The 15,639-nt window shown below is 47.1% G+C and carries 14 protein-coding genes and 1 riboswitch; of the genes, 8 read left to right on the top strand and 6 right to left on the bottom strand.

The features are described 5' to 3' along the window. Nucleotides 1-37 precede the first annotated feature (37 nt). The 6 genes from xylF to M0C34_RS19560 form a co-directional block, all read right to left on the bottom strand. Entirely contained in the window at nt 38-1,030 is a 993-nt protein-coding gene (gene xylF, locus M0C34_RS19585; RefSeq protein WP_248713338.1) for a D-xylose ABC transporter substrate-binding protein, read from the bottom strand. 406 nt (nt 1,031-1,436) lie between these two features. Beyond that, nucleotides 1,437-2,357 carry an o-succinylbenzoate synthase gene (menC, locus tag M0C34_RS19580; RefSeq protein WP_248713337.1) on the bottom strand — a complete coding sequence of 307 codons (921 nt, stop codon included), beginning with the start codon at nt 2,355-2,357 and terminating at the stop codon, nt 1,437-1,439. Between the two features lie 100 nt (nt 2,358-2,457). Further along, nucleotides 2,458-3,303, bottom strand: coding sequence for a 1,4-dihydroxy-2-naphthoyl-CoA synthase (gene menB, locus M0C34_RS19575; protein ID WP_248713336.1), 846 nt, complete (start codon nt 3,301-3,303; stop codon nt 2,458-2,460). Nucleotide 3,304: 1 nt separating this feature from the next. Next, the gene (menH, locus tag M0C34_RS19570; RefSeq protein WP_248713335.1) at nt 3,305-4,090 is read right to left on the bottom strand and encodes a 2-succinyl-6-hydroxy-2,4-cyclohexadiene-1-carboxylate synthase; all 786 of its coding nucleotides are present in this window, start codon (nt 4,088-4,090) and stop codon (nt 3,305-3,307) included. Beyond that, nucleotides 4,080-5,810, bottom strand: coding sequence for a 2-succinyl-5-enolpyruvyl-6-hydroxy-3-cyclohexene-1-carboxylic-acid synthase (menD, locus tag M0C34_RS19565; RefSeq protein ID WP_248713334.1), 1,731 nt, complete (start codon nt 5,808-5,810; stop codon nt 4,080-4,082). Before menD ends, menH begins: the two co-directional genes overlap by 11 nt. Then, nucleotides 5,794-7,125, bottom strand: a complete 1,332-nt coding sequence (locus tag M0C34_RS19560; protein WP_248713333.1) for an isochorismate synthase — start codon at nt 7,123-7,125, stop codon at nt 5,794-5,796. Before M0C34_RS19560 ends, menD begins: the two co-directional genes overlap by 17 nt. Before the next feature lie 133 nt (nt 7,126-7,258). On the opposite strand from M0C34_RS19560, the gene M0C34_RS19555 reads away from it, so the two are divergent. The 8 genes from M0C34_RS19555 to M0C34_RS19520 all read left to right on the top strand — a co-directional run bounded on the left by M0C34_RS19555 (nt 7,259) and on the right by M0C34_RS19520 (nt 15,627). Continuing rightward, nucleotides 7,259-8,149 carry a 1,4-dihydroxy-2-naphthoate polyprenyltransferase gene (locus M0C34_RS19555; protein WP_248713332.1) on the top strand — a complete coding sequence of 297 codons (891 nt, stop codon included), beginning with the start codon at nt 7,259-7,261 and terminating at the stop codon, nt 8,147-8,149. A 125-nt stretch (nt 8,150-8,274) separates the two neighbouring features. Next, entirely contained in the window at nt 8,275-9,462 is a 1,188-nt protein-coding gene (locus M0C34_RS19550; protein WP_248713331.1) for an outer membrane beta-barrel protein, read from the top strand. Between the two features lie 16 nt (nt 9,463-9,478). Then, nucleotides 9,479-10,030 carry a polysaccharide biosynthesis/export family protein gene (locus M0C34_RS19545; protein ID WP_248713330.1) on the top strand — a complete coding sequence of 184 codons (552 nt, stop codon included), beginning with the start codon at nt 9,479-9,481 and terminating at the stop codon, nt 10,028-10,030. Nucleotides 10,031-10,158: 128 nt separating this feature from the next. Continuing rightward, nucleotides 10,159-10,273: riboswitch (TPP riboswitch) on the top strand. Between the two features lie 109 nt (nt 10,274-10,382). Next, nucleotides 10,383-12,320 carry a phosphomethylpyrimidine synthase ThiC gene (thiC, locus tag M0C34_RS19540; RefSeq protein ID WP_248713329.1) on the top strand — a complete coding sequence of 646 codons (1,938 nt, stop codon included), beginning with the start codon at nt 10,383-10,385 and terminating at the stop codon, nt 12,318-12,320. Then, nucleotides 12,310-13,854 carry a thiamine phosphate synthase gene (gene thiE, locus M0C34_RS19535; protein ID WP_248713328.1) on the top strand — a complete coding sequence of 515 codons (1,545 nt, stop codon included), beginning with the start codon at nt 12,310-12,312 and terminating at the stop codon, nt 13,852-13,854. Before thiC ends, thiE begins: the two co-directional genes overlap by 11 nt. A gap of 8 nt (nt 13,855-13,862) precedes the next feature. Then, a complete protein-coding gene (locus tag M0C34_RS19530; RefSeq protein WP_248713327.1) occupies nt 13,863-14,648 on the top strand; it encodes a HesA/MoeB/ThiF family protein in 786 nt (261 codons plus the stop codon). Further along, nucleotides 14,645-14,848 (top strand): sulfur carrier protein ThiS, encoded by a 204-nt coding sequence (gene thiS / locus M0C34_RS19525; RefSeq protein WP_248713326.1) that lies wholly within the window; start codon nt 14,645-14,647, stop codon nt 14,846-14,848. The genes M0C34_RS19530 and thiS overlap by 4 nt, the downstream gene beginning before the upstream one ends. An 11-nt stretch (nt 14,849-14,859) precedes the next feature. Then, complete coding sequence (locus M0C34_RS19520) at nt 14,860-15,627, top strand: thiazole synthase (protein ID WP_248713325.1); 768 nt, start codon at nt 14,860-14,862, stop codon at nt 15,625-15,627. The last annotated feature ends 12 nt before the right edge of the window (nt 15,628-15,639 follow it).

Genomic DNA, 15,639 nt, shown 5'->3' with positions numbered 1-15,639 from the left:
AGTGCCCACCCTTTCTAACTGCTAAGTGAAAAAATGTTTATTGGTAAACATCCGATTTAGCGTGGAAGCCATCAGCGATGACGGTCGCGTCAATATTGCTTTTATCTACTGGGATTGGTGTGAGTAAGTATGAAGGAACATCTTTGGTGCCGTTGTTTAAGCTAGAGTTAGACTCTGGCATTTCACCATTGGCCATTTGAACGGCGAGTTCTGCCGCGGTGGTAGCCAATAATTTAATCGGTTTGTAGATAGTCATGGTTTGGGTGCCTGCAACAACTCGGCGACTTGCGGCTAAATCGGCATCTTGACCTGAAATGAACACTTTACCTGCAAGACCTTGAGCGTCCAACGCTTGAATTGCACCTCCCGCCGTCGAGTCATTTGAGGCCACTACTACGTCGATATTATTGTCATTGGCAGTGAGCGCATTTTCCATAATCTTAAGGGCATTTTCAGCTAACCAACCATCTACCCATTGATCACCAACAACTTTAATGTCGCCTTTATCAATCAGCGGTTGTAATACGTTCATTTGGCCTTGGCGGAACAATTTGGCATTGTTATCTACCGGAGACCCACCCATTAAGAAGAAGTTACCGTCTGCTTTATGCTTAATCAGTGCTTCAGCTTGTAGTTCACCGACTTTTTCATTATCAAAAGATAGGTAGAAGTCGATGTCAGCGTTGTTGATTAAACGATCATAGGCCAATACTTGAATGCCTTCTGACTTGGCTTCAGCAATTACGTTTGACAGTACTTTACCATTGTAAGGAATGATAACTAAGACATCCACACCGCGAGAAATCATGTTCTCTATCTGCGATATCTGGGCGGTTTCATTACTGTTTGATGATTGAACAAATACTTTGGCGCCGAGAGCTTCTGCTTTCTCAACAAAAAAGTCGCGGTCTTTTTGCCAGCGCTCTAAACGAAGGTCGTCTATTGCTAGGCCAATTTTTACAGTTTTCGCAAATACTGGGGCAGACATCGCCAATACCACTGTACACAGTAGAGTGATCAGTTTTTTCATATTTTTGCTCCTTGCTTTATAGCTTGTTTTATTTTGTTTTAGCTAAATGTAGGGTGAAGAGGTCATCCCAATAACCATTCCTCAGCATCCAGACTAGGCGTATGAAAAATAATCGCCAATGATGCTTTTTTGTTCAGGCATGATGTTTATTCACATAAAGTAACACTTTGTGACACACCTCAAGAAAACGTTTTCCTGTGGGGCGTGCTTATTACGCATTGGCACTATAGTTGAGTCACAGTTTTGCTTGAGTGGCTTATTTTTTGGCGACAAAAAAGCATGGCGGTAGCCGGTGTTAGTTCAAGTGTTTGTGTTTAACTTTCTGATTGTTAGTAAAAAATGCCACCAGGTAGTTATCAGCAATCTCCCTTCTATTAACCGAACTTTAGCGGGTGACTGGTGGTGCTTAACGGCTATGTGTAAACTCTTGAATGAGTTCTATCTCGCGGGGGGTGTCAGCAAAGGCTTTAAAAGTGTCTAAGCCTGGCGCTTCATCAGGAGTGTATTGTTTGGCTAGGGTTTGGATCCAAGCCAGCCCTGTTTCTGTTTCGCAGGCTGAGCTTAATACGCACTTAACCTTATCAGCGCTGGCTTGTTCAATCAGATTAATGGTGCGATGCCAAGATCCGACTAAACTGGGCTTGATGACTAAACAGCGTAAACCTTCAAAGTAGTGGTAGCGATAAGTGCTATCTTGCAAGGTTTCGTCTAATGCGATACCTACTTGAGTGCGGGCAGCTAGCATAGCGCATTGTTGACTGTTGTTTAGTGGCTCTTCAACGTATTCAATTCGGCTTAAATCGATACTTTCTAAAACAAAAACAGCTTGGTTCCAAATCCACCCTTGATTGGCATCTAAGCGCAAGGTGAGTGAGGGGTATTGTTGTTGTAATTGTTGAATCAGCTGGATGTCGTGTTTCGGAGAGTGCCGAGCCACTTTGAGTTTGGCCAGCGTAATATGACCTTTGTTAAGTACTTGCTGGCAGTCAGTTAAATCACCCGTTAATAGGGGGTAAGCCACTTGAATTGGCGATTCAGGTGGTAGGCCTGCCATCGCACAATCTAGACCAAAGGCCACACTGGGATACAGTTTGCGTTGGGTATGTCCTTGCAAACAGTCGATGATTTGTTGCTCTGCTTGGGCTAAATTCTCATCACTAAAGCCAGGCAGGGGGGCAATTTCTCCCCGACCAATTCGACCATCGCTAAATTGAATGTCTAGGTATAAGCCTTGTCGATGGCTTATTTGTAGAGGCCCAAGCTGCAAGGGTTTGGTTAACGCTTGGCTATAACGGCTTAGCGTGGCACTTTTCCAGTGACATAACATGCCTTTAATCCTCTACATTTTAGAATGGGAGTAAGCCATATGCTTACCCCTCTCAATCTATCATCGGAAGCTCAATATGATCAATTGATTCTTTTGTTAATTAAGGGTTCCGCTTAAATTTACTAAATTCTGGCGGCCGCTTTTCATTAAAGGCATTACGCCCTTCCTGACCTTCTTCTGTCATATAGAATAGCATAGTGGCATTCCCAGCAAGCTCTTGTAAGCCTGCTTGGCCATCGCAGTCAGCATTGAGCGCTGCCTTTAAGCAGCGCAGTGCCATTGGGCTGTTCTGAAGCATTTCTCTGCACCATTGCACGGTTTCTTTTTCCAGTTCGGCGTAGGGCACTACGGTGTTTACTAAGCCCATGTCTAAGGCCTCTTGGGCGTCGTACATGCGACACAAGAACCAAATTTCACGGGCTTTCTTCTGGCCGACGATACGCGCCATGTAGCTGGCACCCCAGCCGCCATCAAATGAACCCACTTTGGGCCCTGTTTGGCCAAATTTAGCATTGTCGGCGGCAATGGTTAAATCACACATCATATGCAATACATGACCGCCGCCCACTGCGTATCCCGCTACCATGGCAACCACCGGTTTCGGACAAGTGCGAATTTGCCGTTGGAAATCTAGCACATTGAGGTGATGGGTGCCCTGATCGTCTTTGTAACCGCCGTAATCTCCACGTACTGACTGATCGCCACCCGAACAGAATGCTAGCTCACCTTCACCGGTTAAAATGATGACGCCAATCTCTGGGTCAATTCGCGCATCGTGTAAGGCGTGCATCATTTCTTGTACCGTTAAGGGGGTAAAAGCATTGCGTACTTGAGGGCGATTAATGGTAATTTTGGCGATGCCGCAGCGTGACTTGTGGTAGCGGATATCGCTGTATCCATTGTCGGCATTCAACCAATTTACAGCGGAGTTATCAATCTTAGTCATTCTATTCTCTATGGTTTTTAAGACACTGGGACAGTTGCTGAAGAAACAGTGTCGGTTGTTCAAAGTGGCAGTTGTGCCCGGCGTTGTTAATGCTGTGCCAACGCAGGCTAGGCGTGTTTTGCGATAGCTGTTTAGCTAAGCCTTGGTACTTATTGTCTAGGCTACCGCCAATAAAATCTAGTGGCATTTTCAGTCGACCCAGTTGTTGAGCGAGATCAGCCTGTAAACCGACACTACATGCCACTTGGGTGGCTGCGATGCCTTGTCGATCTTGCTGGCTACGCTTGGTTATTAGTTGCTGGCGCTGCTCGCTGGACAAATTGGCAAATATGCCTTGTTGGTACCAATCGTCTAACAGTTTCTCCAAGGGTTCTGTTAACCAGCGTTCAGCCCACTTTTTATCGTGGTCTAAGCGTTGCTTTCGCTCTTGGTCATCGCTTAACCCGGTATGTGCTGACTCAATAATCAACTGTTGCAAACCTTTTGGGGCTAACAAGGCGTGATGCAGGGCTAGGCGGCCGCCTAAGCTGTAGCCGAGCAAGCTATAGTGCGTGACTTTTAACCTTTTAAGGCAGGCACTTAGTTGATGACTAAAGTCTTTAAAAGCGGCTCGTGGTTTTAAGCGTTGTTGGGCGCTCATTCCATGTCCGGGAATATCTATAGTGACACAGTAATAGTGCTGGCTTAGCGCTGCGATGACTGCGCGCCAGTCACTACCGCTGCCCAAAAAGCCGTGCAGTAATACCAAGCAAGGAAGTTGGTGTTGGCCATAAACACTAAAGTGCATCTTTAGAGCTCACCTCTATGATTAAATTTTTATAGCGGGTGCTGGCATCCCCAGAGGTAAAACTTACCTCAATTAAACTGGCACCTGGTTGCTGTTGGGAGTGTTTAAAGGCTTGGACAAACTGCTCGATGTTAGCGACTTTAAGATAAGGTAAGTTAAAGGTGTTAGCCGCCGCTGCAAACTGAGTGTTATGAGGGAGCTGGTAATAGTCATTGGCCAATTGGTGGTGCTTATTTGGCTCAGCAAGCGCGGGAAGCAGCTTGAAGATCTCTCCACCTTGGTTATTAAATAGCACGATGATTAAATTAGACTGACAGCGACTGGCTAAGGCTAAAGAGTTTAAATCATGTAGAAGAGAGGTATCGCCAATCACCAAGGTAGTGGATGTGTGCAGCGCTTGGTTAATTCCGCTACTGGTAGCGAGTAGGCCATCAATCCCAGAGGCTCCACGGTTGCTAAAGTAGTGTTTGGCTTTACAGTCTTGCCCAAGCAACTCAAACATACGCACTATCATACTATTCCCCATAAATAGCGCGGTATTATCTGCTTGTAATCGAGATATTTGCTGACATATTGCTAGCTCAGAATAATCGACTAGAGCGCGATTAATCACAGGCGCTAGTTGTTGCTGGGCAGCTTGCCATAACTCTAAGTAGTGGGCATTGGATAAGCCACTTGTTACCGGATGAGCGGCTAACCATGACTTGGCTTGGCACTGCCAACGTTGTTGTGCTCTGTGAGCGGAATTTATTCGCTGTGGTAGCGTATCAATCAAGTAATGCCTTGCGTTTGATGCCGCTAGCCATTGGTTTAGGCGTTTAGAGACTAATTTACCGCCAAACTGAATAATCAATTCGGCGTCAGCGTGCTGTGCAAAGTGCTGATTGGCGAGTAACAATTCTGCTTGGCTAATAATTCCCTTGCGAGTGTCACTTTGTTGCCAGTGGCTTTGACAATCGGCTACTACTGGCCAGCCAGCCTGTTGAGCCCAAGCGATAATGGCTTGGCTTTGTTCTCTTGCTTGTTGGCCGATCACGACCAGTACTTTGCTCTCAATCTTTAGTTGATGCCAATCACTGGCAGGGGGCGCTAGCGGCTCAGCGCTGAGTTGTTGATAGTAAGGCTGCGATCCTGCGAGCCAAGGCGCGAGTTCATTCGCTTGCTGGCGAAGATCTTGTTGCGCCTGTTCAGGGTAAAACGGTTCACGGTAGGGGCAATTTAAGTGCACCGGACCGGTAGTCTGTTGCTGCACCGCTAAGGCATGGCCAAGCTCTGTTAGCATGCTTCGTGGTGAGAGACTTAAGCTGGGTTCGGCCAGTTGCGCTTGATATACCGGATAGTTAGCAAAAATACCCAACTGCTCTATCGCTTGGTTAGCGCCTACCGCAATTAATTCATGGGGGCGGTCTGCGCTAAGAACCAGCAGCGGAACGGCGCTTTGCTTAGCCTCTATGACCGCTGGATATAAGTTAGCCACCGCGGTGCCAGAGGTGGTGATTAGCGCCACAGTTTGTGCCTTTGCTTTGGCCACACCTAAAGCAAAAAAGCCTAAGCCTCGCTCGTCAAAGTGGCAATGGCTAATGCACTTGGGGTGATTGGCCACCGCTAACGTTAAGGGGGTTGAGCGAGAGCCCGGTGCAATGCAAAAGTGCTCAATACCGTGGCGTACGCAGTCTTCTATTAACCACTCAGCCCAGGCAATATTAATGTTCTTTTTCAAGCAGCGCGTCCTCATCTACTAACTGCAGTACCGTGGCGATTTTATGATTCAGTTCTTGCCATTCTTGTTCGGCTTGTGAGCCAGCAACAATCCCAGCACCGGCAAAGGTACTTAAATGCTGAGGCGTGACCAGTGCGCTGCGGATTGCCACTGAAAATTCACTTTGGGCTCCGCTTAGCCAGCCAACCGCTCCAGCATACCAGCCGCGAGCGTAACCTTCATTTTTTAATATAAATTGTACTGCTGATGAACGCGGTAGGCCGCCCACCGCAGGAGTGGGGTGTAAAGCCTGCAATAAAGAACGGTCGTCTAAAGAAGGGCTTATTTTGGCTTGGATCCGCCGTTTTAAATGTTGTACCCGGTCTAACTTGACTAACTGCAATTCATCGAGTGTACGAACATGCAGGCTCAATTCCCTTAAGCGACGGGTTAAATCATCTACCACCAATTGGTTCTCTAATTGGTTTTTGGCGTCTTCGAGTAATTGTTCGCCCAGTTGTTGGTCTTGCTCGGGTGTGTTGCCTCTAGGTGTCGTGCCTGCCAGTGCTTCACTAACCAATTGACTTCCCTCACGCGAATACAGGCGTTCGGGACTACAGCCTAAAAAGCTACTAACCCCATCAAATTGAAACAAAAAACTATAACAGTTTTGTTCTTTTTGTTGCCATTGCTTGAGTAAAGAGAAGGCGTTGAGCTCTGCATTGAGTTGAATGTTGGTCTGTCGCGATAACACTACCTTGGCGGTATGCTGTTGAAACTCTTCACTGGTGACTTGGTCAACCAAGCGCTGCCAATGTTGGCGACTAGGTTGGTCTTGACGGCTTAAGGCTTTCAGTGGGGCATGTTGCAGTGCTTGGCTGGGTTTTAAGGCGCGAAAGGCTTTCTCGATACGCTGATATTCAAGTTCTGGCTGATGCTCAAAATTGGCATTAATAAACAGTCGGGTATATTCACCATCACAACGAATTTCGAAACGCGGCAGGATGAAACGTCGCTGCGGAAAGCTCGACCAAAGAGCGCTTTGCCTTGCAAAGGCAATGCCGCCATAAAAACGGAGTTGGTTATTGGCCGGATCGAGTTGGTCGCATACCGACTGCAGTTGTTCGAGATTTAATATTGATTTAGCGGCCCCTACAAAGGCAACTTGTTGTTGATGTTTATTTTTCCAATAACCGCGGGTGCTATGTTGCTGTTGGTTTAACCACGCTAACAGATCGAGTTTGGCAAGCTTGATACAAGCTTGTTGAAACCCGTGCTGGGGTGCCTGCCTCAATTGGCGTATGGCTTGTTCAAATTGGCTGTCAGACAGCTTCACCGTAGTTACTTCCTGCGCTTGATGACGTTCTCAATGTAGCTGTTTTTTTTACAATATTACAGTCAGATTTGGCTCAGCCTTGATGCTGAGCAATAATAGACGCTAAGTTCTTATCTTTAAGTTGAATATTACTTTGAAATCATGGCTTCATGCGGCGCGTTTACGCACTCTTCCTTTGGCAAGTTCTTCGATTATTCTTGGCTCCGCGCTGGCGCTTTCTCAGCAAGCGTTTTCTTGGCCAGTTTTGGTGTTAGCCCTAGTGACCGCCTTATTGCTGCAAATACTGTCTAATTTGGCTAATGATTATGGCGATGCAGTGAAAGGTGTAGATGATGACTCTCGGGTGGGCCCACAGCGGGCTATTCAAGCTGGCTTGCTGAGCCCGCAGCAAATGCTTAGAGCGATACTGGTGGTGGCTTTGTTGTCAGTGGTGAGCGGGCTTAGTTTGTTAGCGACCAGCTTGGGAGGACATTGGCAGGCTTGGCTGGGATTTATTGGCCTTGGAGGTTTAGCCATTGTGGCTGCAATGGCCTATACAATGGGCGCTAAACCCTACGGCTACCGAGGTTTTGGCGATATCAGTGTCTTTTTGTTTTTTGGCTTGTTGGGTGTGATGGGGTGCTATTACCTGCATACACAAAGCATGAGTTTTACCGTCTGTTTAGTGGCCGCCGCCAACGGCTTACTCGCTACAGCGGTATTAAATATTAATAACTTACGAGACTTTAAGCCCGATCAACAGGCTGGCAAGTTAACCTTAGCGGTGCGTTTAGGGGAACAGTTGGCGCGTTATTACCATTTAGCGTTGGTATTTGGCGCTTTGCTGTTGTTTGCTATCTATATCGTTTTGCAGGCTCCCACTAGCTTGGCTTGGTTATATTTATTGCCCGCCATGGCTCTGATCAAAGTGGCGCTCACAGTATTTCGTCACCACCAACATCAAATTCTTGACCAACAATTGCAAGCCACCGCAAAACTGAGCTTTGTGTTGGCACTGGTATTTAGCGCTGGCTTGCAATTTTAGTGGCTAGGCTTATCGCTGAGTGAGGCGTATTATTCACATTTATTCTAATAAACCTCAGCAAAAAGCCTTGGGCGTTGTCCTTCGGCTTTGTTAAGGTAGCAGTTAGTCAATTTGGAGAATAAATAATGCGCAAGATAGGGATCGTCTTGCTGCCAGCCCTAGCAATGGCAGGTCATGCCTTGGCGGCAATGCAGCCAGCTCAGTGGTACAGTGCAGATGGAGTCGGAGTGATGCCTAGTATAGAAGTACTTGGCCTCTATGACAGTAACTTAACCAACACTAATGACGACAAAGTGTCCTCTTGGGGCACCATTGTGTCCCCTGCCATAGCGCTGTTATCAGAGCGTGATACCAGCCGTTATTATGCCGGCTACCGCCTCGAGTGGGCTGAGTATTTTGATAGCCCCGAAGATAACTTTGTCGATCACCATCTGCAGTTGAATGGTGATTGGGAGTTCTCGGCACGTCACCGTGGTCAATTGAGTTATGACTTCAAACGAACCCATGATCAACGAGGTGACGGCATTTCGGCGGGTTTAGGTGGCGTGATTGACGAACCTGTTCAATATAACTTAAATCATTTTCATGGCTTATATGGCTATGGAGCGCTGAGTGCAAGCGCGCAAATTGAATTAGAAGCCAATGCTCGTCAACTAGACTATGTCAATTTTCGTGATGTCACTCAGTATCGTGACCGCAAAGCAATTGACGGCAGTGTACGTTTTTTCTATAGGGTGTCTTCAGCGACCCGTTTACTGGCCGAGCTTGAAGCCTTGCAAAGTGATTACAAAACCACCGAGCCTAATACCGATAGCCGAGACTTCAATGACTTGTTTGCCTATGTGGGTGGCGACTGGGCGGTGACAGGTAAAACCAAAGGGCGCGCTAAAATTGGTTGGCAAGAGCGTAAGTTTAAAGAGGGCTCTCGTGATAAGTTCGCCGACCTCAGCTGGAGTATCGCAGCTGATTGGTCACCGAGAACTTACTCTACCGTTAGTTTAGAGGGGGGGCGCAAAGCCAAAGCGCCAGAGCAAGGCGGAGATATAATAGATAACACTAATATCAAGTTAGATTGGCAACATTATTGGCAAGAACGACTGTTAACTTATGTGACATTTGGCTATGACGATGATGATTATCTTGGCATTACTCGACAAGATAAAACTTATGAAGGTCGAATTGGGGTAAGCTATCAATTCCGTCGTTGGCTAGAAATTTCACTTTGGCAGCTATGGAGGGATAAAGATTCTACGGTTGAGGCCGTTAGCTATGATAAGCAGGTAACTAGTCTTAAATTGAGACTCAGCCTATAAATGAGGATTTAGCTAAATGAACAAAGGATGGAGGCCATTTAAATGCGGACTTACTGTGCTGCTTGCTGGGTTATCCTTTGGTCTTTTAGCTGACGCTAACGAAGCAATACAAGAATATCGTTTAGCGGCGGGTGATACCTTTCGAGTGATTGTGTACGGTGAGCCAGAACTTCACATGGAGACGCGTTTAGCTGACGATGGTTATATTCGTTATCCTTTTCTTGGCAAAATAAAAGCCAAAGATATGACCTTGACCGAGTTACAGTTGCTGATTCAATCCGGTCTGAGTGGCGACTATCTGGTCGACCCTATGGTACAAGTGACCATGGTCGAATACCGACCATTTTTTATCAATGGTGAAGTCGCCCGCCCGGGGGCTTACCCTTATCAACCGGGTTTAACGGTCAACCGTGCAATCACTTTAGCGGGCGGCTTTAGTGAGCGTGCAGGTAAAAGTAAAATTACTATTCAAGCCGAAGGTGCCAGCCCCGACCAACAACAAAGAGTCACTTTAGAAGATCGCGTTTCAGCTGGCGATGTGCTGAATGTTCCGCAAAGCTTTTTCTAACATTCTTTTTAAATACTCATCCTAAAAGGTTAAGCAATTGTTAGTGTTGGCTTAACAAAAATAATTAATTTCATTATTACCTTTCTGTATATCGCTATTGTGGTTTGGTTTTTTCAGCCCTATACTCGGCTTTCTTGTCGGAGTGCCGAAAGGCTGAGACCACGAGTAGCTAAGCTACGCTGTGTGGGATCCGTATAACTTGATCAGGATAATGCCTGCGCAGGGAACAAGATGAGTAACGGTTTGCTTCTGTTAATGTTTGAGCCACCAACTAAGCGGCACAACTTAACAAAAGGTTACTTTTCCTACATCCGACAAGCCTCATTCTTAAATTTTTATTTAGAGGCCAGTCATGTCAAGACGCGAAACCAGAGCTGCAGCAGAGCAATACATTAATAATCTGCAAGGCCAACCTTTTCCAAATTCAGAAAAAATCTATGTTCAGGGAAGTCGAGACGACATCCAAGTGGCGATGCGCCAAATTAACCTGGCTGACAGTTTAGTCGGCGGCACTAAAGATGAACCAAAGTTAGAGCCTAACGAACCTGTACGCGTTTACGATACCTCGGGCATTTATACCGACGAACATGCTGAACTAGATGTTCATAAAGGCCTGCCACAACTGCGTAAAGCGTGGATTGAAGAGCGTGGCGATACCGAAGAATTAACCGGGCTTAGCTCTAACTTTTCGCAGCAGCGTTTAGCTGATGAAGGCTTAGACCATATTCGCTTTGAAAGTTTACCTACTCCTCGAAAAGCTAAACTTGGCAAAACCGTTACCCAACTGCACTATGCTCGCCAAGGTATTGTTACACCAGAAATGGAATACATCGCGATCCGTGAAAACATGGGGCGGGATAAAATTCGTGAAGACTTGTTGGCCGAGCAGCAAAAAGGTCATTCCTTTGGCGCTTCACTGCCAGAACATATTACCGGTGAATTTGTGCGTGATGAAGTGGCCCGTGGTCGCGCTATTATCCCTGCCAATATTAACCACGCCGAAGCAGAGCCAATGATCATTGGTCGTAACTTCTTGGTGAAAGTAAATGCCAATATCGGTAATTCGGCAGTGACTTCATCGATTGAAGAAGAAGTTGAAAAGCTAGTATGGGCCAGCCGTTGGGGCGCCGATACGGTGATGGATTTGTCTACCGGTCGTTATATTCACGAAACCCGCGAGTGGGTGATTCGTAACTCACCTGTGCCGATTGGCACCGTACCTATTTATCAAGCCTTAGAAAAGGTAAACGGCGTAGCTGAAGACCTTAATTGGGAAGTCTTCCGCGATACCTTGATTGAACAAGCCGAGCAAGGTGTTGATTACTTTACTATTCACGCCGGTGTATTACTGCGTTATGTGCCTATGACCGCTAAACGGGTGACGGGTATTGTGTCGCGTGGTGGTTCGATTATGGCGAAGTGGTGTTTAGCTCACCACACTGAAAGCTTTTTGTATGAACGTTTTCGCGATATTTGTGAAATTTGTGCCGCTTACGATGTATCACTGTCGTTAGGTGATGGCATGCGTCCGGGTTCTATTGCTGACGCTAACGATGAAGCCCAATTTGCTGAGCTAGAAACCTTGGGTGAGCTCACCAAAGTGGCTTGGGAATATGATGTACAAGTGATCATTGAAGGCCCAGGTCATGTGCCAATGCAGATGATTAAAGAGAACATGGAGAAGCAGTTAGAAGAGTGTCACGAAGCACCATTCTACACGCTTGGCCCATTGATCACTGACATTTCACCTGGCTACGACCACTTCTCATCGGGTATTGGTGCCGCGATGATCGGTTGGTTTGGTTGTGCGATGTTGTGTTATGTCACACCTAAAGAGCACTTAGGTTTACCGAATAAAGACGATGTGAAGCAAGGCATGATTGCATACAAAATAGCGGCGCACGCAGCTGATTTAGCAAAAGGACATACTGGCGCACAGATCCGCGATAACGCCATGAGTAAGGCGCGATTTGAGTTCCGTTGGGAAGATCAATTCAACCTAGCCTTAGACCCTGATACAGCGCGCGCTTATCATGACGAAACCTTACCGCAAGATTCTGCCAAGGTGGCTCACTTTTGCTCAATGTGTGGACCTAAATTCTGTTCAATGAAAATCTCGCAAGAAGTGCGTGACTATGCCAAAGATTTAGAAATCAAAATGATTGATGAACCTTTGGCTGACTTAGGTTTTGTTGCCGAAGGCATGGCCGAAAAATCTGCAGAGTTTAGAGACAAAGGGGCCGAGATTTACCATTCGCCACTGCGTGCTGAGACCAGCGATGAAGTCTAAGTTGGACACGATAATCGACTTGCGTCCGCAAATCTGGACTATCGCTGGTAGCGATAGTTGTGCGGGGGCGGGCTTGCAAGCTGATTTGCTTACCGCTCACGACTTTGGCGTAGAGTGCGCCACTGCGGTGACGGCAATTACGGCGCAAAACATTCAAGGGGTGACGGCTATTCAGCCTTCATCACCTGACTTGTTAGCGGCGCAATTAGATGCGCTAGCGCTTACCAATCCTGCCAAGGTGATTAAAATTGGTATGTTGGGCAGTGCTGAGTTAGTGCGTGTAGTCGCTGATAAATTAGCGACCTACAAGGCGACTTGGGCTATACCTCCAATAGTGGTATGTGACCCCGTGTTGGTCGCTAGCTCAGGCGCTAATTTAGCCCTAGATGACTTGATGCAGGCTCTCCCAGCTTTATTGGCCCAAACCGATGTCTTAACCCCTAACGCGACTGAATTAGCGAGTTTAACCGGCTTTACGCTAGACAGTGTCGCGGCGCTTAAGCAAGCCTGTAGTTGCTTGCTTAAGCAAGGGGTCAAAGCGGTGTGGGCCAAAGGCGGACATTTAGCCTTAACACCCGGTGCTGCTGTAGATTATTTCACAGACGGCCAACGAGAAATTGTACTGTCGAGCGCAATGATTGACGCGCCGCATACTCATGGAACCGGATGTACGCTAGCGTCTGCGTTAGCCTCTGCCCTAGCGCATGATTTCGCCATGGAAGATGCACTGGTATTAGCTAAAGCCTATGTTTATCAGGGCTTAAAACAAGTGCTTGGTCGTGGTAATTTAGCCCATCTTGGCTGGCCCACTGAGCGTGCAAACTTCCCACGGGTAGAGTCAGCTCAAACAGTGTTAGGCCAAAGGTTTGGTTTAAGCGAGTCTTGGCCAGAAGCGGTAACTTTTGAGCGCTGTGATACCACCAAGTTGGGAGTGTACCCGGTGGTTGATAGCCTTGAGTGGATCGAGCGCTTGCTTGAGCTTGGGGTAAAAACCCTGCAGTTGCGCATTAAAGATAAAACCGATGCCGAAGTTGAAGCCGATGTTATTCGAGCCATTGAGCTTGGCCATCAACACCAAGCCCGGTTATTTATTAACGACTATTGGCAATTAGCGGTAAAACATGGCGCTTATGGGGTTCATCTTGGCCAAGAAGACTTAGAAGTCGCGGATCTAGCACAAATTGCTGCTGCAGGTTTGCGTTTAGGTATTAGTACTCATGGTTATTTTGAATTGCTACGTGCCAGCCAGTTACAACCAAGTTATATTGCTTTAGGGCACATTTTCCCTACTACAACCAAAGACATGCCGTCTAAGCCACAGGGTTTAGCTAAGCTAAGCCGTTATGCTCGCTTGATGCACGATTATCCTTTGGTGGCCATTGGTGGTATCGATTTAAGCCGAGCTCAGCAAGTATGGCAATGTGGAGTAGGCAGTGTGGCCGTGGTACGAGCGATTACCGAAGCGGCAGATCCTGCTGTTGCGGTAGCTGAACTTGAAGCCATAGCAAGCCAGAAAACAGTCAACCAGCATTAGGAAGCAATATGAACCAAGCCAACAGTGATTTGACCTTAAGCGATCAAGAATGCCTTCGTTATAGCCGCCATTTGTTATTAAAAGATGTGGGTGAAGAAGGGCAAGTTAAGCTTAAGCAAGCGCAGGTTTTGGTGATCGGTATGGGCGGTTTAGGTGCGCCAGCTAGTTTGTATTTAGCGGCCGCAGGTGTCGGCAAGTTAGTGCTCGCTGACTTTGATGACATTGATAGTTCCAATTTACAACGTCAAGTGCTGTATCGAGAAGAGGATATAAAGCAGCCGAAAGTGTCTGCGGCTAAGCAGCACTTACAGGCGCTTAATTCTCATATTCAGATACGCACAGTAAATCGAAAAATGGATACTATGTTATTGGCTATGGAAGTGGCGCAGGCAGATGTAGTGCTTGATTGTAGCGATAACATTACTACCCGTTATGCGGTAAATCAGGCTTGTGTGGCAGCCAGCGTACCGCTGGTGAGTGGTGCCGCGGTGGCTTTTGATGGGCAGCTAATGGTGTTTGATTTTCGCCAAGCAGCACAAGGCTGTTATCACTGTTTATTTCCCAATGCTAGCGAGCAGCAGTTGAACTGCAGTAACGCCGGCATATTGGGCCCTGTGGTAGGCACTATTGGCAGCTTACAAGCGCTAGAAACAATCAAATTGATTGTTGGAATCGCATCGGCTCAAGTGGGACGTTTTTCTAGCTTTGATGCTCACACTCTTGAGTGGTTTCACCTAACAACCAAACATGACCCTAAGTGTCCAGTGTGCGGTACCAATAGAGAACAGTCATGATATGCATTGAATTTAACGGTCAGGCTACCGAGTTGAAGCCACCTCTTAATATTGAGCAGTTATTAGCTCAGCAAGCACAAAATTCTGAAGGGGTCGCCGTGGTATTGAACGGCAACATTATTACGCGTAGTGAATGGGCAAATACTGAGATCTTGGATCAAGCAAAAGTAAGAGTCTTCCGCGCAATCGCTGGTGGTTAAAAGGATACGTTGTGTTAAAAATTGCAGATAAAAGTTTTACTAGTCGCTTATTTACTGGCACTGGAAAGTTTGCCACGGCTCAGCTAATGAGCGACAGTATTCAAGCCAGTGGTAGTCAATTGGTGACTATGGCGATGAAGCGGGTTGATGCGCAAGACCAGCACGACGACATTCTGGCTCCGCTGATTAAAGCGGGGGTCAATTTGTTACCTAATACCTCGGGTGCGCGCAATGCCGAAGAAGCCATTTTTGCCGCTAATTTGGCCCGCGAAGCCTTGGGCACTAACTGGCTTAAGCTAGAAATACACCCTGACCCTAAATATCTGATGCCTGATCCTATTGAAACCTTAGCAGCCGCCGAAAAGCTGGTGCAGCAGGGCTTTGTGGTGCTGCCTTATGTGCATGCAGATCCAGTGTTATGTAAACGTTTGGAAGATGTAGGCTGCGCCGCGGTAATGCCCTTAGGTGCACCAATTGGCACAAATAAAGGTTTACGTAGTCGTGACTTCCTCGAAATTATTATTGAACAAGCCAAGGTGCCTGTTGTCGTTGATGCTGGCATTGGTGCGCCGTCAGACGCGGCTTTAGCCATGGAATTAGGTGCTGACGCGGTGCTTGTAAATACCGCTATGGCGGTGGCTAAAGACCCAGTGGCTATGGCCAAAGCCTTTGCGCAAGCTGTCGAAGCGGGCCGCACTGCCTATCTTGCGGGCTTAGGAGCAGAACTACGTCACGCCGAAGCGACTAGCCCCTTAACAGCATTTTTAGATACCTTGTAAGTAGAGAAGCCT

The sequence above is a fragment of the Agarivorans sp. TSD2052 genome (assembly GCF_023238625.1).
GTDB lineage: Bacteria > Pseudomonadota > Gammaproteobacteria > Enterobacterales > Celerinatantimonadaceae > Agarivorans.
The sequence above is the reverse complement of the archived record's forward strand: the minus strand, read 5'-3'. Positions and strand labels throughout refer to the sequence as shown.

Bases quoted from the DNA above. Each gene is read 5' to 3' on its own strand.
- menH (WP_248713335.1), bottom strand. From the start codon at position 4,090: ATGCACTTTAGTGTTTATGGCCAACACCAACTTCCTTGCTTGGTATTA.
- xylF (WP_248713338.1), bottom strand. From the start codon at position 1,030: ATGAAAAAACTGATCACTCTACTGTGTACAGTGGTATTGGCGATGTCT.
- M0C34_RS19530 (WP_248713327.1), top strand. From the start codon at position 13,863: ATGAACCAAGCCAACAGTGATTTGACCTTAAGCGATCAAGAATGCCTT.
- thiE (WP_248713328.1), top strand. From the start codon at position 12,310: ATGAAGTCTAAGTTGGACACGATAATCGACTTGCGTCCGCAAATCTGG.
- M0C34_RS19545 (WP_248713330.1), top strand. From the start codon at position 9,479: ATGAACAAAGGATGGAGGCCATTTAAATGCGGACTTACTGTGCTGCTT.
- thiC (WP_248713329.1), top strand. From the start codon at position 10,383: ATGTCAAGACGCGAAACCAGAGCTGCAGCAGAGCAATACATTAATAAT.
- menB (WP_248713336.1), bottom strand. From the start codon at position 3,303: ATGACTAAGATTGATAACTCCGCTGTAAATTGGTTGAATGCCGACAAT.
- menC (WP_248713337.1), bottom strand. From the start codon at position 2,357: ATGTTATGTCACTGGAAAAGTGCCACGCTAAGCCGTTATAGCCAAGCG.
- thiS (WP_248713326.1), top strand. From the start codon at position 14,645: ATGATATGCATTGAATTTAACGGTCAGGCTACCGAGTTGAAGCCACCT.
- M0C34_RS19550 (WP_248713331.1), top strand. From the start codon at position 8,275: ATGCGCAAGATAGGGATCGTCTTGCTGCCAGCCCTAGCAATGGCAGGT.